Source organism: Goekera deserti (assembly GCF_010685995.1).
GTDB classification, from domain to species: Bacteria; Actinomycetota; Actinomycetes; order Mycobacteriales; family Geodermatophilaceae; genus Goekera; species Goekera deserti.
In genome coordinates this window covers 64279-85124 of sequence record NZ_JAAGWK010000016.1, presented here as the reverse complement: position 1 = coordinate 85124, position 20846 = coordinate 64279, and the positions used below count along the sequence as shown (strand labels likewise).

At 74.6% G+C, this 20846-nt stretch carries 21 protein-coding genes; 10 read left to right on the top strand and 11 right to left on the bottom strand.

Features of this window, described 5'->3' with window-relative positions:
• Positions 1 to 27: 27 nt before the first annotated feature.
• The 5 genes from G1H19_RS12135 to G1H19_RS12115 all read left to right on the top strand — a co-directional run bounded on the left by G1H19_RS12135 (position 28) and on the right by G1H19_RS12115 (position 4397).
• Entirely contained in the window at positions 28 to 804 is a 777-nt protein-coding gene (locus G1H19_RS12135; protein ID WP_162392131.1) for a glycerophosphodiester phosphodiesterase, read from the top strand.
• Positions 789 to 1694, top strand: a complete 906-nt coding sequence (locus G1H19_RS12130) for a lysophospholipid acyltransferase family protein (protein ID WP_235927840.1) — start codon at positions 789 to 791, stop codon at positions 1692 to 1694. The genes G1H19_RS12135 and G1H19_RS12130 overlap by 16 nt, the downstream gene beginning before the upstream one ends.
• A gap of 64 nt (positions 1695 to 1758) precedes the next feature.
• Positions 1759 to 3129, top strand: a complete 1371-nt coding sequence (locus G1H19_RS12125; protein ID WP_162392132.1) for an MFS transporter — start codon at positions 1759 to 1761, stop codon at positions 3127 to 3129.
• Positions 3126 to 3848: a thymidine kinase gene (locus G1H19_RS12120; RefSeq protein WP_162392133.1), complete on the top strand. Its 723-nt coding sequence runs from the start codon at positions 3126 to 3128 to the stop codon at positions 3846 to 3848. Before G1H19_RS12125 ends, G1H19_RS12120 begins: the two co-directional genes overlap by 4 nt.
• A gap of 204 nt (positions 3849 to 4052) precedes the next feature.
• Positions 4053 to 4397 carry an RNA polymerase-binding protein RbpA gene (locus G1H19_RS12115; RefSeq protein WP_152731123.1) on the top strand — a complete coding sequence of 115 codons (345 nt, stop codon included), beginning with the start codon at positions 4053 to 4055 and terminating at the stop codon, positions 4395 to 4397.
• 118 nt (positions 4398 to 4515) lie between these two features.
• On the opposite strand, the gene G1H19_RS12110 is transcribed toward G1H19_RS12115, so the two are convergent.
• The 7 genes from G1H19_RS12110 to kdd all read right to left on the bottom strand — a co-directional run bounded on the left by G1H19_RS12110 (position 4516) and on the right by kdd (position 12570).
• Positions 4516 to 5058, bottom strand: a complete 543-nt coding sequence (locus tag G1H19_RS12110) for an FxsA family protein (protein ID WP_152731122.1) — start codon at positions 5056 to 5058, stop codon at positions 4516 to 4518.
• A gap of 156 nt (positions 5059 to 5214) precedes the next feature.
• Positions 5215 to 6873, bottom strand: coding sequence for an apolipoprotein N-acyltransferase (gene lnt / locus G1H19_RS12105; RefSeq protein WP_152731121.1), 1659 nt, complete (start codon positions 6871 to 6873; stop codon positions 5215 to 5217).
• Between the two features lie 303 nt (positions 6874 to 7176).
• Positions 7177 to 7584 (bottom strand): 3-aminobutyryl-CoA ammonia lyase, encoded by a 408-nt coding sequence (kal, locus tag G1H19_RS12100; RefSeq protein ID WP_174278058.1) that lies wholly within the window; start codon positions 7582 to 7584, stop codon positions 7177 to 7179.
• Positions 7581 to 8378 (bottom strand): lysine 5,6-aminomutase subunit beta, encoded by a 798-nt coding sequence (kamE, locus tag G1H19_RS12095; protein WP_152731120.1) that lies wholly within the window; start codon positions 8376 to 8378, stop codon positions 7581 to 7583. Before kamE ends, kal begins: the two co-directional genes overlap by 4 nt.
• A complete protein-coding gene (kamD, locus tag G1H19_RS12090; RefSeq protein WP_162392134.1) occupies positions 8371 to 9948 on the bottom strand; it encodes a lysine 5,6-aminomutase subunit alpha in 1578 nt (525 codons plus the stop codon). Before kamD ends, kamE begins: the two co-directional genes overlap by 8 nt.
• Before the next feature lie 73 nt (positions 9949 to 10021).
• A complete protein-coding gene (locus tag G1H19_RS12085) occupies positions 10022 to 11536 on the bottom strand; it encodes an amidohydrolase (protein WP_162392135.1) in 1515 nt (504 codons plus the stop codon).
• Positions 11533 to 12570 carry an L-erythro-3,5-diaminohexanoate dehydrogenase gene (gene kdd / locus G1H19_RS12080; protein ID WP_235927841.1) on the bottom strand — a complete coding sequence of 346 codons (1038 nt, stop codon included), beginning with the start codon at positions 12568 to 12570 and terminating at the stop codon, positions 11533 to 11535. The genes G1H19_RS12085 and kdd overlap by 4 nt, the downstream gene beginning before the upstream one ends.
• Positions 12571 to 12705: 135 nt before the next feature.
• Between kdd and G1H19_RS12075 the strand changes: the two genes are divergently transcribed.
• Together G1H19_RS12075 and G1H19_RS12070 are read left to right on the top strand one after the other, a co-directional pair.
• Positions 12706 to 14127 (top strand): KamA family radical SAM protein, encoded by a 1422-nt coding sequence (locus tag G1H19_RS12075; protein ID WP_162392136.1) that lies wholly within the window; start codon positions 12706 to 12708, stop codon positions 14125 to 14127.
• 61 nt (positions 14128 to 14188) lie between these two features.
• Complete coding sequence (locus G1H19_RS12070) at positions 14189 to 14734, top strand: GNAT family N-acetyltransferase (RefSeq protein WP_235927842.1); 546 nt, start codon at positions 14189 to 14191, stop codon at positions 14732 to 14734.
• Between the two features lie 3 nt (positions 14735 to 14737).
• On the opposite strand, the gene G1H19_RS12065 is transcribed toward G1H19_RS12070, so the two are convergent.
• Positions 14738 to 15604, bottom strand: coding sequence for a lysophospholipid acyltransferase family protein (locus G1H19_RS12065; RefSeq protein ID WP_152731119.1), 867 nt, complete (start codon positions 15602 to 15604; stop codon positions 14738 to 14740).
• Between the two features lie 190 nt (positions 15605 to 15794).
• Between G1H19_RS12065 and G1H19_RS12060 the strand changes: the two genes are divergently transcribed.
• Positions 15795 to 16598 carry a hypothetical protein gene (locus G1H19_RS12060; RefSeq protein WP_152731118.1) on the top strand — a complete coding sequence of 268 codons (804 nt, stop codon included), beginning with the start codon at positions 15795 to 15797 and terminating at the stop codon, positions 16596 to 16598.
• A 75-nt stretch (positions 16599 to 16673) separates the two neighbouring features.
• Here the strand turns inward: G1H19_RS12060 and G1H19_RS12055 are convergent, their stop codons facing one another.
• Positions 16674 to 17780, bottom strand: coding sequence for an Rv2578c family radical SAM protein (locus G1H19_RS12055; RefSeq protein WP_235927843.1), 1107 nt, complete (start codon positions 17778 to 17780; stop codon positions 16674 to 16676).
• Positions 17781 to 17829: 49 nt separating this feature from the next.
• On the opposite strand from G1H19_RS12055, the gene G1H19_RS12050 reads away from it, so the two are divergent.
• Entirely contained in the window at positions 17830 to 18270 is a 441-nt protein-coding gene (locus tag G1H19_RS12050; RefSeq protein WP_202925706.1) for a RidA family protein, read from the top strand.
• Here G1H19_RS12050 and G1H19_RS12045 read toward each other — a convergent pair.
• Both G1H19_RS12045 and G1H19_RS12040 read right to left on the bottom strand, forming a co-directional pair.
• The gene (locus G1H19_RS12045) at positions 18246 to 18728 is read right to left on the bottom strand and encodes an Lrp/AsnC family transcriptional regulator (RefSeq protein ID WP_162392138.1); all 483 of its coding nucleotides are present in this window, start codon (positions 18726 to 18728) and stop codon (positions 18246 to 18248) included. The genes G1H19_RS12050 and G1H19_RS12045 overlap by 25 nt on opposite strands.
• Entirely contained in the window at positions 18703 to 19848 is a 1146-nt protein-coding gene (locus tag G1H19_RS12040; RefSeq protein ID WP_235927844.1) for a M24 family metallopeptidase, read from the bottom strand. The genes G1H19_RS12045 and G1H19_RS12040 overlap by 26 nt, the downstream gene beginning before the upstream one ends.
• A gap of 77 nt (positions 19849 to 19925) precedes the next feature.
• Here G1H19_RS12040 and G1H19_RS12035 point away from each other — a divergent pair, with 77 nt between their 5' ends.
• Positions 19926 to 20843, top strand: a complete 918-nt coding sequence (locus tag G1H19_RS12035; protein ID WP_152731212.1) for a 5'-3' exonuclease — start codon at positions 19926 to 19928, stop codon at positions 20841 to 20843.
• Positions 20844 to 20846 lie beyond the last annotated feature (3 nt).

The following is a 20846-nucleotide window of genomic DNA, read 5'->3' as shown; positions in this document are numbered from 1 at the left end:
CCCGGTCACCGCGGTTAGCGTGTCGGGGTGCCCGGCTCGCGGTTCCCCGTCCTGGACTCGCCGGTGCCGTTGGCCCTCGCGCACCGCGGCGGTGCCATCGAGCACCTGGAGAACACCGCCTCGGCGTTCACGTCGTGCGTCGAGCTCGGGTACCGGTACCTGGAGACCGACGTGCGGGTCACCGCCGACGACGTCCTGCTGGCCTTCCACGACGCGGACCTGGCGCGGGTCACCGATCGGCCCGGGCGGGTGGACCAGCTGCGCTGGGCCGAGATCGCCGACGCCCGGATCGGCGGGCGCGAACCGCTGGTGCGCCTGGAGGACCTCTTCGCCGCCTGGCCCGACGTCTGCTTCAACCTGGACATGAAGTCCGCGGCCACCGTGAGCCCGCTGGTGCGGCTGATCCGCCGGATGGGCATGGAGGACCGGGTGGTGCTGGCGTCCTTCAGCGACGCCCGGATCAGTGCCGTCCGCGCCGTGTTCGGCGGCCGGGTGTGCACCTCGATGGGCCCCCGGGGGGTGGCCGCCCTGCGGCTGTCCTCCTGGTCCCCGGGTGCGGCCGGGCTGGCCCGGTTCGGGGCCGGTTGCGCGCAGGTGCCGTGGACCGTGCGCGGCCGCGCCCTGGTCGACGAGCGCTTCCTGACCACCGCGCACGCCCGCGGGCTGCAGGTGCACGTGTGGACCGTCGACGACCCGCAGGAGGTGCGCGACCTGCTCGACCTGGGCGTGGACGGCATCATGACCGACCGGCCCGCCATGCTGCGCGACGTGCTCCGGGAGCGTGGCCAGTGGGATCCCCGCTGAGCAGGCTGCGGCGGGCGGTCACCGGCTGGACGCCGTCGTTCCCTCCCCTGCCCGCGTACCTGGCCGACCGGGTGACACCGGAGCACCCGGCCTGGTTCGCCCGGGAGCTGGCCGTCGCCACCGGGCCCCCGTGGTGGGTGTGGACCTTCCTGATCCGGCGCTGCTGGCGCCTGGTGACCGTGTTCGGCCGGCTGGAGGTCACCGGCTCGGTAGCGCCGGAGCTGCGCCGCGGCCCGGTGTTGATCGCGGCCAACCACATCGGCGACTTCGACATGTTCGTGCTGGCGATCGCCCTGGCCAAGGCCGGGCTGGTCCCCCGGTTCCTGGTCACGGGCGGGATCATGCGCACCCCGCTGGTCGGCCCGGCCCTGGAGCGCGCCGGGCACATCCGGGTCGACCGGGGCACCCGGGACGCGACCCTCGCCACCGAGGTCACCGCGGTCGCCCTGGCCCACGGTGGTCAGGTGCTGGCCTACCCCGAGGGGCGCGTGGGCCTGGCCCCGGACGGCTGGCCGGAGCTCGGTCGCTCCGGGCTGGCGCGACTGGCCCTCGAGGTCGGCGTGCCGGTGCTGCCGGTCAGCCAGTGGGGCGCCCACGAGGTGCTGCAGTACGCCAACGACTGGGGCAAGCTGCGCACCGCGCTCAGTGCCGTCCGGCGGCGTCCGGCCCTGCGGGTGCACATCGGCCCGCCCGTGGACCTGGCCGGGCTGCGGCTCGACCGGCGGGGCGACGCGCACCGGGCCCGCGCCCGGATCGCCGCCGCCCTGACCCGGGGTCTGGCGACGCTGCGCCCCGGTGAGCTGGGCCGGCCCGCCTATCTGGACCCCACCCGGCCCACCACCGGGGTCGCGGCGCACCCCGGCGGCGTCGTCCCGGACGACGTCCCGTGAACCGGGCCGACCGCGCACCGCGGTGCGACTGGACCGGTGCCGGCCCGGCTGGGACGCTGCGCCGGTGACAGCAGCCCCACCCGGGACGGGCCGGCCCGACGTCGACGACGCGGGTGCCGCCCGGCGTCGTGAGCGGTTCGGCTGGTACTCCTACGACTGGGCGATGTCGGTGTTCAACACCAGCGTCACCACCGTCTTCCTGGCCCCGTACCTCACCGAGATCGCCGAGAGCGCCGCGGACGCCGACGGCCGGGTGTACCCGCTGGGCATCGGCATCCCGACCGGCAGCTTCTTCGGCTACGTGCTGTCGCTGTCGGTGCTGCTGCAGGTGGTGGTGCTGCCGCTGACCGGTGCCCTGGCCGACCACACCGGGCGCAAGCGGCAGCTGCTCGCCGGTTTCGCCGCCCTCGGCTCGCTGTGCACGATGGGGCTGTTCTTCGTCGCCGACCAGCGCTACCTGCTCGGGGCGGGCCTGTTCGTCGTGGCCAACCTCTGCTTCGGCGCCGCCACGGTCGTGTACTACTCCTGGCTGCCCGACCTGGCCGACCCCGACGAGCGGGACGCCGTCTCCAGCCGCGGCTGGGCGCTGGGCTACCTGGGTGGCGCGCTGCTGCTGGCCGGGAACCTGGTGCTGTTCACCGGCGCCGAGGGCTTCGGGCTCAGCGACGCCGAGGCGGTGCGCATCTGCCTGGCGTCGGCCGGCATCTGGTGGGCCGGGTTCACCGTGGTCAGCGTGACGCTGCTGCGCAACCGGGCACCCGCGGTGTCGGGCAGCGAGCGGGCCGGCGTGCTGCAGGCCAGCTTCGGGCAGCTGGGCGCCACGCTGCGGGACCTGCGCGGGCGGAAGCTGACGCTGTGGTTCCTGGTCGCCTACCTGCTGTTCAACGACGGCGTCCAGACGGTGATCGGGGTGTCGGCGCAGTACGGCTCCGAGGAGCTCGAGCTGTCCCAGACCACGCTGGTGTCGGCGATCCTGCTGGTGCAGGTGGTGGCCTTCTTCGGGGCGACGGCCATGGGGCGCATCGCGGTGCGCGTGGGCGCCAAGCGCACCGTCCTGGGGGCGCTGGTGGTGTGGACGGCGGTGCTGCTCATCGCCTACTCGCTCACCGCCGGCGCCTCGGTGCAGTTCTACGCCCTGGCCGTGCTGATCGGGTTCGTGCTCGGCGGCACCCAGGCGCTGTGCCGGTCGATGTTCAGCCAGCTCATCCCGCCGGGGCGGGAGGCGGAGTACTTCGGGCTCTACGAGATCAGCGACCGCGGCACCAGCTGGCTGGGCCCGTTCCTGTTCGCGCTGACCTACCAGCTGACCGACTCCTACCGGTATGCCATCTTCAGCCTGGTGTTCTTCTTCGTCGTCGGTGGCGTCATGCTGGCCCGCCTGGACCTGCGCCGGGCGATCGTGGAGGCGGGCAACACCCCGCCGGTGCGGCTGTGAGCCCACCGCAGGTGACCGGGCCCGGTGGGCCGAACGCCGTCCCGGTCGCCGGGGACCGGCGCCGGCACCCGGCCCCGGCGCACCTGGTGTTCTTCCACGGCCCGATGGACTGCGGCAAGTCCACGCTGGCCCTGCAGGTCGACCACAACCAGAGCCGGCAGGGCCGGCACGGGTTGCTGCTCACCCAGGGCGACCGGTCCGCCGCGCCGCAGATCAGCAGCCGGGTCGGGCTGGTGCGCGAGGCACGGGAGTTCGGCAGCGACACCGACCTGCGGCTGATCGTGCGCGAGCGCTGGGCGCAGGGCCACCGCGTCGACTACCTCATCGTGGACGAGGCGCAGTTCCTCACCGGCACCCAGGTGGAGCAGCTGGCCGAGCTGGTCGACGACTCGCACGTCGACGTCTACGCGTTCGGGCTCACCACCGACTTCCGCACCCGGCTGTTCACCGGCACCCAGCGGCTGCTGGAGCTCGCCGACGAGGTGCAGCGCGTGCAGGTGCAGGTGCTCTGCTGGTGCGGTCTCCCGGCGCTGCTCAACGGGCGCGTCGTGGAGGGCTCGCTGGTGCGCGAGGGCGCCACCGTCGTGGTCGCCGACACCGCCCCCAGCGGGGCCGCCGAGGACGGGCCGGTGCACTACCAGGTGCTGTGCCGGCGGCACCACGCCCGCGGGCAGCTGGGCCCCACCCCCACCGGGCCGGGGCAGCTGGCCCTCGGTTGAGCCCGCAGGGCAGGCGTGGGCACCACCCGTCCGGGGTAGGTGTGACACGAATTCTGACCCCATGCGATGATGGGTGGCCGGTGCGACGGAATCTCCACCGGTCATCTGTCGTTGTCCCATCTGACTCCACCTCGTCACCCACCGCGGTGCCGGGCACTGGACGACGACCATAGAACTTTCATCAGCACGAGAGGACGGTGTGCCATGGGCGAGCGATCCCTACGTGGAAGCCGACTGGGCAGCGTGAGCTACGAGACCGAGCGCAACACCGCGCCGATCGAGCGGCAGTACGCCGAGTACCGGTGCCCCCAGGGGCACGTCGTGACCGTGCCCTTCGCCGACGACGCGGAGCTCCCGGACACGTGGGAGTGCAAGTACGACGGTGCCCCCGCGAAGCTCGTCGGGGGTGCGGAGCCGGCCCCCAAGAAGGTCAAGCCCCCGCGCACCCACTGGGACATGCTGCTCGAGCGTCGCTCCGTCGAGGACCTCGAGGAGGTCCTGGCCGAGCGCCTCGAGGTTCTCCGCGGCCGGCGCACCCGCGCCAGCTGACGGAAGGCATCTCCCTCCCCCACGGAGTCCACGAAGGCCCCGGCAGGTGATCCTGCCGGGGCCTTCGTCGTCCTGTGCTGCTCGGTGAGCCGCGCTCCGAGGTGTGCGGAGCCCGCCGTCAGCGGCCGGGCTCGCCGCCCACGACCTCGCCCTCGATGACCGACGGCGCGGCCCGGTGCCCCGAGGCGCCGAACACCTCACCGGTGCGGGTGCTGGTCACGTGCACCGGCCCGGCGGCCCGGTCCGGCAGGTGCGAGAGCACCCGCGCGGCGAACACCCGCGCGATGAGCGTGCGGGCGATCGCCCGCGTACCCGGCAGCAGGCACAGCAGCCCGAGCACGTCGCCGATGAAGCCCGGCAGCACCATCAGGCCGCCGCCGGCGGCGACCAGGCCGGCGTTGCCGAGCGCGTCGGCGGCCGGCCGGCGGGTGCGGGCCCGCTCCTGCAGGTCGCGCAGCACCCGGCTGCCCTGCCGGGCCAGCAGCACCCAGCCGAGCACGCTGGTGCCCAGGCTGAGCAGGATCGTCCACCCGACGCCGATCTGGCTGGCCACCAGCACGAACACCACGACCTCGGCCAGCGCGTACAACCCGAGCAGGGGCCTCAGCCGGCCGGCCCGGGCGGGTCGGCCGACCGCAGTCGAACCCAGCGGCGTTGCCATGTCGTGCTCCTCCACGGTCCCGCGCCGGCCGGCGGCCCGGCGACCCGCCTGCCGGGCCGCGCTCGGTCGCCCGCTGCTGCGGGTACCCGCCCTGCACAACGCACGAGCACAGCGTTCTGCTCCAGGCCGGGGCTGGGAGGTCGCTGTGAGCCCCGGTCAGGCCGGGACGGCTCCCCCGCCGTCCGGCCCGGCGGGTGTGCGGCGGCGCCGGCGGACGGCCGGGACCAGCAGGGCGCCCAGACCCAGCGCGGTGAGCAGGTACTCCGGCCAGGCGTCCAGCCGCTCGGCCACCGTGCGCTGGTCGCGCTGGGCGATGTCCTCCACGAAGACGTCGGAGGTGAACAGCTCGGACTGGCGGGCCACCGACCCGTCCGGGGCCACCACGGCGCTGATGCCGCTGGTGGCGGCCACGACCACGGTGCGGCCGTACTCGACGGCCCGCACGCGGCTCATCGCCAGCTGCTGCGCGCTCTCGTCGGTGTAGCCGAACGTGGCGTTGTTGGTCTGCACCACGATCATCCCGGCGCCGGCGTCCACGACGTCGGAGACCAGCCCGTCGTAGACGACCTCGAAGCAGATGACGTCGCCGATCTGCCGGCCGGCCATCTCCAACGTTCCCACCCGGGTGCCCTTCGTGAAGTCACGGGTGACCAGGTCGACCTTGTCGCTGAAGAACCGGAAGAACGACCGCGCCGGGATGTACTCGGCCAGCGGCACCGGGTGCCGCTTGACGTAGGTCTGGCCGGGGCCGGTCACCGGGTCCCACACGATGCCGGTGTTGGAGATGAACCGGCCCGGGCCCTCGACGACCGCGCCCACCAGGACCGGCGCCCCGATGGCCTCGGCCGCCCGGGTGATGGCGGCGGCGGCGTCGCTGTTCTGGTACGGGTCGATGTCGGAGCTGTTCTCCGGCCAGATCACCATGTCCGGCTGGGCGGCCTCACCGCGGGACACCGCGTCGGCCAGCTCCAGGGTGGTGGACACGTGGTTGTCCAGCACCGCGCGCCGCTGGGCGTTGAAGTCCAGCCCGGCGCGCGGCACGTTGCCCTGGATGACGGCGACCGTCGAGGTCGGCCCGCCCTCGGTGAGCGACGGGCCGGCCAGCGGCAGCCAGGCCAGCGCGCCCAGCGCCGGGACGGCGACCACCCCGGCGAGCGCGAGAGCCGCACCGCGCAGCGCATCCCGGCCGCCGGCGCCGTGCGGTGCGGTCCAGCGGCGAGCACCGGTCAGCGCCACGACGGCCGCGGCGAGCAGCCCGCCGGTGAGCGCGATCGCGAAGGACACCAGCGGCACACCGCCGTAGGCGGCCAGGGAGAGGAACGGGCCCTCGGTCTGGCTCAGCCCGAGCCTGCCCCACGGGAAGCCGCCCAGGATCCAGCGCGAGCGCACGGCCTCGTCGGCCACCCACACCGCCGCACCCCAGAGCGGCCACCAGCGCGACCGGGACACCACGGCCAGCCCACCGCCGAGCACGGCGAAGAACAGCGACTGGTAGACCGACAGCGCCAGCCAGGGGAAGGCGCCGACGTAGATGCCGGTCCAGGACAGCAGCGGCAGCAGGAACGCCAGGCCGAAGACCAGTCCGAGCCACAGGCCCGAGCGCAGCCGCTCCCCGCGCACGGCCACGGCCAGCGCCGCCGGCCCGACCACGGCCAGGGGCAGCAGCGAGTGCTCGGGGAAGGCCAGGAACAGCGCGAGCCCGCCGAGCGCGGCCACGGCGGTGCGCCAGAGCGGGCGGCGGACACGGGTCGGCAGTACCGGCGTGCCGTCGACCGGCGTCGGGTCCTCGACCACCGTCGGGGGCGCAGCCACCATGTCCTCCGCTCCACCGACCCGGGCTGCGGAGCCGGCCCTCGGGCGGGCGGTCCGGCCCGCTGCTCGGGCAGCGGACGACGACCAGCATCCCACCCGGACCTGGGCGGCAGCGGCCGGGCGCCCAGGGCCGGCCACGCACCTTCGGGCCGGGACACCGCCCGCCGGATGCGGTCGGTCGTCCCGTTGTCTGGTGATGCGTGGTCGGCCGTGGAGTCACCTCGGCCAGGGACCCCGGTCGGACGAGCCGACCCTAGAGATGCCGTCGCAGCACGAACACGGCTGAGCGCCCCCTGCGACAGCCCGTTATCGAACTGTGACCTGTTCGGGCGCGCCCGGGACGACGAGCGTGGCCACCGCGGTCACCACGCGCAGCGGCTCGGCCAGCACCCGGGCCGCCGACGGGCCCCGCTCCGGCTCGGCCCGGGCCACCACGTCGGCCCAGCAGCGCAGCTCGCGGCTGCGGCGGCCCACCCGTACCACCTCGCAGGAGGCCTCCAGCACGTCACCGGCCTGCACCGGCCCCAGGAAGGACACCTCGGAGTAGCCGGCGAGCAGGCCCTCGTCGCCGTCCCCGCGGATGGCCACCTCGGTGGCGACGTCGCCGAACAGGCCCAGGGTGTAGGCGCCGTCGACGAGCGAGCCACCGTAGTGCGCGTGGGCGTACGGGACGTAGCGGCGGTGGGTCACGGTCAGGCCGACGTGGGCGGTCACGCGGGCACCTCCTGGGCGGCGTCGGTGGAGGTGGTCTCCGGGGTCGGGGCGGGGGTCGGGGCGGGGGTGAGCGCGGCGACCAGGTAGCTGGCCACCTCCCCGGGCGTGGTGCCCCGGCCGAAGACCTTGTCCACGCCGAGCTCGGCGGCCATCTGCGGGTCGAAGCGCGGGCCGCCGACGATCAGCAGCGGGCGCTGCTCCCCCATGGCCTCGCGGAAGGCCCCGGCCATCTCCCGGGTGTTGCGCAGGTGGGCGTCCTTCTGGGTGACCACCTGGGACACCAGGACGGCGTCGGCCCGCTGGGCGCGGGCCCGGGCGACCAGCTCCGGCACGGTCACCTGGGCGCCCATGTTCTCCACCGCCAGCTCCCGGTAGTACTCCAGGCCCTTCTCCCCGGCGAAGCCCTTGAGGTTGAGGATCGCGTCGATGCCGACGGTGTGCGCGTCGGTGCCGATGCACGCCCCCAGCACCACCAGCTTGCGGTGCAGGCCGGTCTTGACCGCGGCGTTGACCTCGCTGGGGCTGAGCAGCGGGTAGGCCCGCTCCTCCACGTGCACCTCGGCCAGGTCGACCAGGTGGCGCACGCTGCCGTAGACCACGAAGAACGTGAACCCGGCACCGATGCCGTGGCTGTGCACCACCATCGCCGGCTCGATGCCCATCTTGGCGGCCAGCTGCAGCGCGGCGCCCTCGGCCCGCGGCCCCGGCGGCACGGGCAGCGTGAACGAGGTCTGCACCATGCCGTCCCCGGTGGTGTCGCCGTACGGCCGGACGACGGTGGGCTCGTCAGTCATCTGCCTTCTCCGTCAGCACGTCCAGCGCCGGGTTGTAGTGGTCGGCCGCGATCCGCGCGACGCCGTCCAGGCCCTTGCCGCGGTCGGCCGGGCGCTTGGTGATGCCGAACGTGCCGGCGGCGATGGACTCCAGCAGGCCGTCCTGGACGATCCGCTCCAGCAGCGTCACCGCCTCGGTGAGCACGGTGTGGGCGCGTCGGTCGATGAACCCGCCCGGTGGCGGGGAGAAGTCCTCCGACAGGCCCCCGGCGGCGTCCAGCACGTAGCGGACGTTGCGCAGCGCCAGGTCCCGGTCGGACAGCCACGGCGTGACCACGGCCTCGGTCATCATCCCGACCAGCAGGATGCTCTGGTCGGTGAGCAGCCCGGCCAGGTTGAAGAAGCCGTCCAGCAGGTACCCGCGGAACACGTCGCCGGTCATGTGCTTGGTGGGCGGCATCCACTTGAGCGGGGCGTCGGGGAACAGCGAGCGGGCGAGCATCGCGTGGGCGAGCTCCAACCGGAAGCTCTCCGGCAGGTCGGGCTGGATCTCGAAGGCGTGGCCCAGGCCGATCTGCCAGTCCGCGAGCCCGGCCTCGTGGGCGAACCGCTCGTTGAGCAGCTGGCTGACGGTGACGGTGTGCGCCTCGTCGACGGCGTCGGCGGTGGTGAGGTAGTTGTCCTCGCCGGTGTTGATGATGATGCCGGCGCGGGCGTGCACCATCCGGCTGAACCGCTGGTCGACGAAGGTGCGCACCGGGTTGATGTCGCGGAAGAGGATCCCGTACATGGCGTCGTTGAGCATCATGTCCAGCCGCTCCTGCCCGGCCAGCACGGCGATCTCGGGCATGCACAGTCCGCTGGCGTAGTTCGTGAGCCGCACGTACCGGCCCAGCTCGGCGCTCACGTCGTCCAGCGCGGCCCGCATGAGCCGGAAGTTCTCCCCCGTGGCATAGGTGCCGGCGTACCCGGTGCGGGTGGCGCCCTCGGGCACGTAGTCCAGCAGCGACTGGCCGGTGGAGCGGATCACCGCGATCACGTCGGCACCGGCCCGGGCAGCGGCCTGGGCCTGCGGGATGTCCTCGTAGATGTCCCCGGTGGCCACGATCAGGTAGATCCACGGCCGGCGGGGCGGGTCGCCGTGCAGCGCCACCAGCTCGTCGCGGCGGGCCCGGTTGGCGTCGATCCGGGCGATGCCGCGCGCGCTCGCCGCCCGGGCGGCGGCCCGGGCCTGCTCGGCAGCGGTGCCCTCGGGCACGGTGAACCGGGCGGTGCCAGCACCCACCTGTTCGGCGACGTCGTCCAGGTCGTGGGCGGCCCCGGAGGTGATCGCGTGCCACACCGGCAGCGCGACGCCGTGCTCCAGGCCGACCTGCTCGCGGACGGTGTCGACCACCCGGTTGACCCACGGGATGTCGCCCTCGCCGGCGACCGGGTCGGTGCCGGCCAGCCCGGCCAGCCGCAGCACGGCCCGCTCCACCGACACGGTGGTGTGCCGGGTGGCCAGGTCGATCACCGGTTGGGCGGCCCGGGCGGCGAGCTCCCGTGCCGTGACCGTCAACCTCGGGTCGAGGTCGAGACGAGTGCTCACCACCGCCCCCTCTCCGCCTTCTGTACAGAAAGCACCGCGCTCCCGGTACAGGGAGCGGGGTCGTGGGTGCGCGTCATGGGCGGGCTCCGATCTCGTGGCCGGCGACCAGCAGCGCGCGGCAGATGGGGCGGGCACGGTCGGCCAGCACGGTCGACAGGGTGTCGGTGGTCTGCCAGAGCGCCAGGTCGGCCGGTGCGCCGACGGCGAGCGGACCCTGGGCGTGCTCCTGGCGGACGGCGTACCAGCCGCCGTGGGTGGCGGCGTCGTAGGCGTCGAAGGGGCGCAGGCCGCAGCCGGCGGTGCGGTGGTCGACGGCGGCGTGCACACCGGCCCACGGGTCCATCGGGGTGACCGGGGCGTCGCTGCCCAGCGCCAGCGGCACCTCGGCGTCGGACAGGTCGGCCAGCGGGTTGCACGCCGCCGCCCGCTCCGGGCCCAGCCGGTCGGCGTACATGCCGGCCGCGCCGCCCCAGGCCGCGTCGAAGGCCGGTTGCACGCTGGCGACCATGCCCCAGGCGTGCATCCGTTCGATCGCGGCCGGGCCGACCATCTCCACGTGCTCCAGCCGGTGCCGGCAGGCGCGCACGGCGGCCACGCCCAGCTCCGCCACCACCACCCCGGCGGCCTCGAGCACCTGGTCGACTGCGGCGTCGCCGATGCAGTGGAACCCGGCCTGCACCCCGGCGGCGGTGCACGCCCGCAGGTGGTGCACCAGCTGGGCGGTCTCGAAGCGCAGCACCCCGCGGGTGCCCGGCCGGTCGGTGTACGGCGCGGACAGCGCGGCGGTGTGCGAGCCGAACGCACCGTCGCAGAACAGGTCGCCGCCGGCGCCGGCCAGCCCCAGCCGCCGGACGACGTCCAGCCCACCCCGCTCGGCCAGCTCGCCCCAGTAGCCGCTGACCCGGGGACCCGGCTGCTCGGCGGCCAGCGCGAGCAGGTCGGTCAGGTCGTCCAGCCCGGACACCTCAGGGCCGGCCATCTCGTGCAGCGACCCGATGCCCAGGCCGGCGGCCGCCATCAGGGTGGCCTGCTGGGCCCGACGGCGCTGCAGCGGGTCCACCAGGGCGAAGGCGGCCTGCCGCACGGCGTGGTGGGCGTCCAGGCGCAGCTGCCCGTTCGCGGCGTAGCCGGGCAGGTCGGTGACGCCGGGGACCCGGTCGAGCAGCGCGGTGGACACCGTCGCCGAGTGCACGTCGACCCTGGCCAGGTACACCGGCCGGTCGCCGACCACGGCGTCCAGGTCGGCCCGGGTCAGCCCGCGGCCCTCCGGCCAGGACGTCTCCTCCCAGCCGGTGCCCAGCACCACGCCGGCCGGCTCCCGGTCGACGTGCGCCCGCACCGCGGCCACCGCGGCCGGCAGGCTCACGCTCGAGTGCAGGTCGAGACCGGTCAGGGCCAGCCCGGTGGCGGTCGCGTGCACGTGCGCGTCGACGAACGCCGGGGTCAGCAGTGCGCCCTCGCCGTCCAGGACCCGGTCGGCGGCCGGCGCGTCGGCCGCCGGGCCGACCCAGCGGATCCGGCCGCCGTCGACGTGCACGGCCCGGCCCCGGGCGTCGCCCACGGTGACGCCGGTGAGCAGCAGGCTCACGAGCGGTGCACCCGGGGGTCGATCAGCGCCCGCACGCCCGGCGTCGTCCGGTAGAGGTCCAGGGCCAGGGCCGCGTGCCCGGGGGTGTAGCCGTTGCCGATCAGCATGGTGACGTCGGCTGCCATGCCCTCGGCGCCCAGCGCGGCCGCGGAGAACGACGTGGCCATGGAGAAGAAGACCACCGTGCCACCGTCGGCGGTGGCGAGCACCGCGCCGTGCTCGGCGCCCGCGGCGTCCACGCAGACGACCGTGACGTCGACCGGCCGGCCGACGGCCTCGGCGACGGCCAGCGGGTCGGTGGCGTCGGCCACCACCACGTCGTCGGCCAGGCCCGCCGCACGCAGCGCAGCGGCCTCCTGCTCGGTGCGCACCACGCCCATCAGGTGACCGGCCCGGGCGTCCCGGGCCGCGGCCAGGCTCAGGCAGCCGGACTTGCCGGCGGCGCCGAGCACCGCCACCGACGGCCGCCGGCCCGAGCTCGCCACCACCCGCTCGGTGGCAGCCGGGGCGCCGCAGACGTCCAGCAGGGCGAGTGCCGTCTCCTGCGGCAGGTCCTCGGGCAGCACGGCGGCCAGCGACCGGGCGAACAGGACGGCGTGACCGGCGGTGGGCACCTGCTCCGAGCGTCCGTCCCAGCGCGCCAGCCCGTCGGTCAGCTCCAGCGGGGTCAGGGTCAGCGACACCAGGGTGGCCACCGGCTGGCCCACCTCCAGCCCGAGCGGCGAGTCGTCGCCCACCGCGTCGACGACGCCGATGAGCATGCCCCCGGAGCCGGTGACCGGGTTGTGCATCTTCCCCCGGGTGGCCACGATCCCGGCGACCGCGGCGCGCACGGCGTCGCCGTCCCCGCCGTGCTCCTCCGAGAGCTGGCGGAACGACGCGGCGTCGAGGTTCAGCCGCTGTACCGAGATGCGCACCTCGTCGGGGTGCAGGTCCGGGGAGGTGTCCAGCCGCCAGGCGGCCTGGGGCAGCACCCCGGCCGGCTCGAGCACCCGGTGCACCCCGAGCGCCCGTTGCCGTTCGGTCAGCTGCACCGTCGTTCCTCTCGCTGTGTTCGCTCGTGAGGTGGAGAAAGTAGCGCGTTGTGGCTCAAAGACCGAACATCCTCCCGTATCGTCCTCTCACGTCTGGCTCGCCGGGGCCTGAGGAGCGCCACGAGGAGGCACTGCGTGCTGGAGCAGCCGTACGAGTACACCGCCCGCCCACTGGTGGAGCCCGACTGGCGGCGCCTGCCCGGCTTCGCCGACGTCACCGACGAGCAGTGGCGCAGCGCCCAGTGGCAGCGCGCCCACTGTGTCAAGAACCTTCGACAGCTGCGCGGGGTGTACGGCGACCTGCTGGACGAGTCGTTCTACGCCGACGTCGAGGCCGATCAGGCCGGGCGGGCCACCATGTCGCTGCTGCTGCCGCCGCAGATGCTCAACACGATCGTGCCGGACGCCGTGCCGAACACCGCGGCCGTGCTGGCCGACCCGGTGCGCCGGTACATGCTCCCGGTGACCTCCGACCGGCTGCCCGGCGCTGCCGCCAGCCACCCCTACGCGGCCCGGGACTCCCTGCACGAGCACGAGATGTGGGCCGTGGAGGGCCTCACCCACCGCTACCCCACCAAGGTGCTGGCCGAGCTGCTGCCCACCTGCCCCCAGTACTGCGGGCACTGCACGCGGATGGACCTGGTCGGCAACTCCACGCCGGCGGTCGCCAAGCTGAAGTTCGAGCTGAAGCCGGTCGACCGGCAGGGCGAGATGCTGGCCTACTTGCGCCGCACCCCCGGCGTCCGGGACGTCGTGGTGTCCGGCGGCGACGTCGCCAACCTGCCGTTCCGCAGCCTGGAGGCGTTCGTCGCCGGGCTGCTGGAGGTCGAGTCGGTGCGCGACATCCGGCTGGCGTCCAAGGCGCTGATGGGCCTGCCGCAGCACTGGCTGCAGCCCGACGTGGTCGAGGGCATGGGCCGGCTGGCCGAGACCGCGCGGGCCCGCGGGGTGTCCCTCGCCGTGCACACCCACGTCAACGCCGCCCAGTCGGTGACCCCGCTGGTGGCCGAGGCCGCGCGGGCGATGCTCGCCGTCGGCGTGCGGGACGTGCGCAACCAGGGCGTGCTGCTGCGTGGCGTCAACGACACCGCAGGGCAGCTGCTGGACCTGTGCTTCGCCCTGCTCGACGGTGCTTCCGTCACGCCCTACTACTTCTACATGTGCGACATGATCCCCAGCGCGGAGCACTGGCGGGTGCCGCTGGCGCAGGCCCAGACGCTGCAGCACGACATCATGGGCTACCTGCCGGGCTTCGCCACCCCGCGGATCGTCTGCGACGTGCCCTACGTCGGCAAGCGCTGGGTGCACCAGGTGGCCGAGTACGACCGCGAGCTCGGCATCAGCTACTGGACGAAGAACTACCGCACCGGCATCGAGCGCACCGACTCCGACGCGCTGGACCGCCGCTACGTCTACTACGACCCGATCGCCTCGCTGCCGCCGTCCGGGCAGGCGTGGTGGGCCCAGCGGGACGTCGACCCGGTGGCCGCCGAGGAGCGTGCCGTGGCCCGGGCGGTGGCCTCCCGCACCGCCTCCGCCGCGGACCTCACCGTCTGACCACGCCACCTCCGCGGCCGCGGAGGTGGCGCGGGGCGGCCCGGTCGGTTAGGCAGACCGGGTGACGTCCTCGGTGCCCACCCCGCGCCCGGGGTGCGTGCTGCGCACCGAGCGCCTGCTGCTGCGGCCGTGGACGACGTCACCGGCGGACCTGATCCGGATGGTGGACATCTACAGCCGGGACGAGGTCACCCGCTGGATCGGTGGCCCGCCGACGCTCACGATGCCCGAGCTGGTGGCCCGCTGGGCGCTGGTGCACCAGCTGGACGAGCGCAACGGCTGCTGGGCGGTCGAGCGTGCCGACGGCGTGGTGGCCGGCACGGTGCTGCTGCGGCCGCTGCCGGACGGGATCGGCGAGGTCGAGGTGGGCTGGCACCTGCACCCGGACTCCTGGGGGCAGGGTCGTGCCACCGAGGCGGCCCGTGCCGTCGTGGACCGGGCGTTCGGCCTCGGGCTGCCCGAGGTCTACGCGGTGGTGCGGCCGGGCAACGAGGCGTCGCTGGCGGTGTGCCGGCGGCTGGGCATGACCCCGCTCGGTCGGATGCGCCGGTGGTACGACACCGAGCTGGAGGTCTTCCGGTCCCTCGCGCCGTTCGTGCTGGACTGACCCTCAGCGGCGACGACGGGTGGCGAGGGCCTTGAGCCGGGCGACCGGGTGCGGCTTGGCCACCCCGACCTTCCTGCCGGCGACGTCGTGCACGTCCAGCTCGTGGGCCTGCTCCGGGGTGGGCGCGGTGCCGCCCGCGCGTGCCGGCAGCCACCACCGGTCGTCCGGGCCCTCGGGCTGCTGCGGGTAGCTGGACTGTGCCTGCTCGACGAGCTCCTCGAGCGCCTCCCGCAGCCGGCGCAGGACCGCCTGCGGCTTCTCCCCCGGCCCGGGCACGATCGGCTCCCCCAGCAGGACGGTGATGGCCACGCCGCGGCGCAGCACCACCTTGTGGCCCTTGGTGGCGATCCGCTGCCCGCCCCACACCGCCGCCGGGATCAGCGGCACCTCTGCCTGCACGGCCATCCGGGCGGCGCCGGCCTTGAGGTCCTTCAGCTCGAACGAGCTGCTGATCGTGGCCTCGGGGAACACCCCGACGACCTCGCCGTCCTTCAGCGCCCGGACGGCGACGTCGAACGCGGCCGCGCCGGCCTTCCGGTCGACCGGGATGTGCTGCATCGCCCGCATGCAGGGCCCGGCGAACCAGTGACCGAACACCGAGGCCTTCGCCATGAAGCGCACCATGCGGAACTGCGGCGAGGCACCGAGACCGAGGAACGTGAAGTCGAGGTAGCTGACGTGGTTGCTGGCGATCACCGCTCCACCCGACGCCGGCACGTGCTCCTGGCCGCGCACGTCGAACTGGAACCGGAACAACCGGAAGACGACGAGCGTCACCCGGATGATGAAGCGGTAGGCACGGTCCCGGGGTGACGGGTGCGGCCCGAAGAAGTCGCGGCGCACGACATCGCGCCAGGAAGCCGTGTACATGCAGCGGACCCTAACGGGACCGCCGTCCGGTGGTCGTGCGGCCTGCCTCCGGGTGGCTCGCTGGGTTGTTGACGCTGCTCTGGGGGTGAGTTGTGCCGGCGACTGGACGCTTGTGGGCAATTTAAATTTTTGTTTGGGATAACGGTATGGTCCTCGAGTGACCAGCGGCTTCCAACCCCCGCTCCCGGAGATGCCCGCACCGCCTGCCGTGCGGGCCTGGCGACGCTGGCCGGCCCCACCGGGGTACGAGGCGCAGTGGCGCCGGCTGCTCGACGCGGCGCTCGAGCTGGACCTGGGTCCCGAGGACCTCGCCGAGGGCGGGCTGGACACCGTGGCCGCGGCGCGGGAGTGGAAGCCGGCGACCGTGGCGCTGTACAGCAAGGTCGCCCGCTACGGCGGCATCGGCCTGCCCCTCCCCCGCACCCCCGAGCCGGACCCGCTGCGGCTGGACCTGCTGCCGCTGACCCAGGTGCGCGACGACGCCCTGGAGCACCTGCGCACGGTGGCCTGGTGCTCCCTGGCGCTGGCCTGGCCGGCCACGGTCGGGCAGTTCCGTGCCCTGCGCCGGGACCAGGTGCGGGCAACGGCTCACCGCCTGGTCATCGGCACCCCGGACGGTGACTGGGCGGTGTCCGGGGCGCTGACCGGCTGGCACGCCTGGGAGGAGGCCCGCAACCGCTTCCCGGTGCTCGCCGAGAGCCCCTGGGTGCTGCCCGCACTGCGCAAGGGCCCCGGCCCGGCCAGCCGCGTCGGTGGCCAGCTGTCGTCGCAGGCACTGCAGGTGACCTTCGGCAAGCACGCGGCCCGCACCGCCGGCCACCTGCGGGCCGCGGCCCGGCCCCGCGACCGGGAGGCGGTCGAGGCGCTGGCCACCGCCTACACGTCGCTGTCCTACGACTCGTTCCGCCGGCTGGCACTGGCGGCCGGCACCGAGCCGGTGGCGCCCCGGGGCGCCGTCCGCGCCCAGCGCCGGGCACCCCGCCGGGAAGGCTGAGCTCTCCCGGGGCCCTCCGGAGGCTCCTCAGGGGCTCTCCGGAGGCTCAGCGGGGGCGCACGGGGCGCCACGGCCTCAGCAGAGGGTCAGCTGCTCCGCGGTGTCGGCCGGGACGGTCGGTGGCGACGCACGGGGCACCGGCAGGCTGCCCGCGGGGAAGCTCGCCTCGTCGTCGCCGGGCAACCCGGCACCCGGTGTGCGGGCCCCCGACCCCGCGGGCCGGTCCAGGCCGTGCCGGGCGAGCAGCGGTGCGACCCGGCGGGCCAGCCAGGCGCGGTACTCTGCCGGCACGTACGCCCCCCGGCCGTACAGCGCGCGGTACCGGGGCAGCAGGGTGGGGTGCTCCCGGGTCAGCCAGCCGGTGAACCACTCCCGCGCTCCTGGCCGCAGGTGCAGCGGCACCACCGTGACACCGGTGGCCCCGGCGTCGGCGATCGCGCCGACGGCGCGCTCCAGGTGCTCCCGGGTGTCGGTGAGACCGGGGAGCACGGGTGCGAGGAACACCCCGCACGGCAGCCCGGCGTCGGTGACGGCGCGCACCAGCTCCAGCCGGGCCCGCGGGCTGGGGGCACCGGGCTCCAGGGCCGCGTGCAGCTCGTCGTCCCAGATGGCGATCGAGACGCCCAGCCCGATCGGCACGTCGCCGGCGGCGGCGGCGAGCAGTGGGAGGTCGCGGCGCAGCAGCGTGCCCTTGGTCAGCACCGAGAACGGCGTACCGGAGGCGGCCAGTGCCGAGATCACCCCGGGCATGAGCCGGTAGCGCCCCTCCGCCCGCTGGTAGGGGTCGGTGTTGGTGCCCAGTGCCACGTGCCCGCGCGTCCACGACGGCCGGGCGAGCTCGCGGCGCAGTACCTCGGCGACGTTGGTCTTGACCACGATCTGGCTGTCGAAGTCGCGGCCGGTGTCCAGCTCCAGCCACTCGTGCGTACCGCGCGCGAAGCAGTACACGCAGGAATGGCTGCAGCCCCGGAACGTGTTGACCGTGTGCCCGAACGGCATCGCCGACCCGGCCGGCACGGCGTTCAGGGCGCTCTTGCACCGCACCTCGTGCAGGGTCAGCCCGGGGAACTCGGGCACCTGCACGCTGCGCAGCAGCCCGCGCACCGTGGGCAGGCCCGGCAGCGTCTCCGGCTCGTCGAGGTCGAGCCGTTGGGCGTCCCAGCGCATGGCCCATCCGAACACGTGTTCGACCGGTTGTCCAGCTCGGCCATGCCCGAGGCACGATCACCCGGTGACCCTGCCTCCCCCGGTACGGCTGGTGCGTGCACCCGCGCTGGCCCCGACCGTCCCCTACGCGTACGCCGCTGCCCTGGAACTGCCGGTGGTGGGCCGGCTGGTCTTCACCGCGGGCGCCTGCCCGATCGATGCCGCCGGGGCGACGGTCGCCGTGGGCGACGTCGCCGGTCAGGCGGTGCAGGTGATGGCCAACCTGCGGGCGGCCCTGGCGGCAGCAGGTGCCGGGCTGACCGACGTGCTGGCGACGACCGTGTACGTCGCATCGTCCGACCGGCAGGACCTGGTGGCCGCGTGGGACGAGGTGCGGGCCGCCATGGGCGACCATGACGCCCCGAGCACCCTGATGGGCGTCACGGTGCTCGGGTACCCCGGCCAGCTCGTCGAGGTGCAGGCGGTCGCGGTAGCCGGTGCTCAGATGGGCGGGCGGTCCTCGTAGAAGGTGGACAGCACGACCGTGGTGCGGGTGGTGACGTTGGCCGCCGCCCGGATGGCCGCGAGCAGTGCCTCCAGGGCGTCGGGTGAGGCCACCCGCACCTTGAGGATGTAGCTCTCCGCGCCGGCCACCGAGTGGCAGGCCTCGATCGCGGTCAGGTGCGCCAGCCGGGCCGGGGCGTCGTCCGGGGCGGCCACGTCGATCGGGGTGATCGACACGAAGGCGGTCAGCGGCAGGTCCAGGGCCTTGGCGTTGAGGCTCGCCGAGTACCCGGTGATCAGCCCCCGCTGCTCGAGCCGGCGCACCCGCTGGTGCACCGCGGACACCGACAGGCCCACCCGCTCGGCCAGGTCGGTGTAGCTGGCCCGCCCGTCCCGGGCCAGGGCGGCCATCAGCGCGCGGTCGACGTCGGGGGCCGGGGCGACCGCCCCCGGCTCAGCCGGGGAGTTCGACGAGCTCACGGGGACCGTTGTTCAGGATCTGCACGCCGTCCTCGGTGCACACGACGATGTCCTCGATGCGCGCCCCGTGCCGGCCGGCCAGGTAGATGCCGGGCTCCACGGAGAACGCCATGCCCGGCTCGAGGGTGACCTCGTTGCCCGACACGATGTAGGGCGTCTCGTGGGTGTCCAGGCCGATGCCGTGGCCGGTGCGGTGGATGAAGTGCTCGCCCCACCCGGCCCCGGTGATCACCTCGCGGGCGACGGCGTCGACGTGCTCGGCGCTCACCCCGGGGCGCACCGCCGCGGTGGCCGCTGCCTGGGAGGCCTGCAGCACGGCGTACCACTCCTGGACCTCGGCGTCCGCGCTGCCGCCCACCACGTAGGTGCGGGTGCAGTCCGACCGGTACCCGGTGGGCGTGGAGCCACCGATGTCCACCACGACCAGGTCACCGGCCTGCACCACCCGGGAGGACAGCTCGTGGTGCGGGCTGGCCCCGTTCGGGCCCGAGCCGACGATGGTGAAGTCGACGCCCACGTGGCCCTCGGCCAGGATCGCCGCGGCGATGTCGGCGCCCACCGCGGCCTCGGTGCGGCCGACCCGCAGCCACTGCCCCATCCCGGCGTGCACCCGGTCGATCGCGGCGCCGGCGGCGGCCAGCTCGGCGACCTCGGCGGCGGTCTTGACCATCCGCAGCCGGTCGACCACCGGGCCGGCGAGCTCCAGGACGGCGCCGGGCATCGCCCGCTGCACGCCCAGGGCGTGCTCGGCCCAGGTGCGCGAGCCGACCGCCACCCGGGCCGGGGCACCACCCAGCCGCGCGGAGACCGCCTGCGCCAGCAGCGCGAACGGGTCGTCGGTCTCGTCCCAGGCGAGCACGTCCAGGCCGAGTCCACCGGCCGGCGAGGCCTGCACCATGGGCGCCTCCAGCCGCGGGACGACCAGCAGCGGCTCGCCCCGCCGGGGCACGGCCAGGGCGGTCAGTCGCTCCATCGCATGGGCGTGGTAGCCGCACAGGTAGCGCAGGTCCGACCCGGGCGTCACGACGACGACGTCGATGCCGAGCGAGTCGGCGAGCTCGCGCGCCGCGCGCACCCGCTCGGGGGTCGTCAGGTCAGCAGGTCCTGGTCCGGTCACCACGTCCGCAGACTAGCCAGCAGGGGCGACAGGACCCCCGTGGCGTTGCCAGGCCGTTACCGTGCCCGATCGTGACCACGATGCTGCTCGACGCGGCCAGCCTCTACTTCCGGGCCTTCTACGGCGTGCCGACGAGCGTCACGACCCCCGACGGGCGGCCGATCAACGCCGTCCGGGGGTTCCTGGACATGACCGCGCGGCTGGTCGCGGCACACCGTCCCGACCGGCTCGTCGCCTGCTGGGACGACGACTGGCGCCCCGCTTTCCGGGTGGCCGCCGTGCCCTCCTACAAGGCCCACCGGGTGGCACCCGAGGGCGGCGAGGAGACCCCGGACGAGCTCGGCCCGCAGGTGCCCGTGCTCGTCGACGTGCTCGCCGCGGCCGGCCTGGCCCGGGTCGGGGCGCCGGGGTACGAGGCCGACGACGTGATCGCCACGCTGGCCACCCGGGCCCGGGCCGCGGTCGACGTCGTGACCGGCGACCGGGACCTGTTCCAGCTGGTGGACGACGCCCGCGGGGTGCGCGTCCTCTACACCAACCGCGGGATCAGCGACATCGAGGTGGTCGACGAGGGCGCCGTGGCGGCGAAGTACGGCGTGCCGGGCAGCGCCTACGCCGACTACGCGGTGCTGCGCGGCGACCCCAGCGACGGCCTGCCCGGGGTGAAGGGCGTCGGGGAGAAGACGGCCGCGGCCCTCATCTCGGCCTTCGGCTCGCTGGCCGGCATCCGCGAGGCCGCGGCCGGGACGGTGGTGCCGCGCCCGCCGCTGACCGCCGCCGTGCTCAAGCGGCTGCACGCCGCCGCGGACTACCTGGACGTGGCCCCGGCCGTCGTCCGGGTGGTGACGACGATCGACCTGCCGCCGGTGGACGGCGCGCTGCCCACCGCGCCGGCCGACCCGGCGGCCCTGGCCGAGCTGGCGACGGCGCACGGGCTGCAGTCGTCCGTGCGCCGGCTGGGGGCCGTGCTGGGCTGGCCCGAGCAGGTGCCGGGGTGAGCG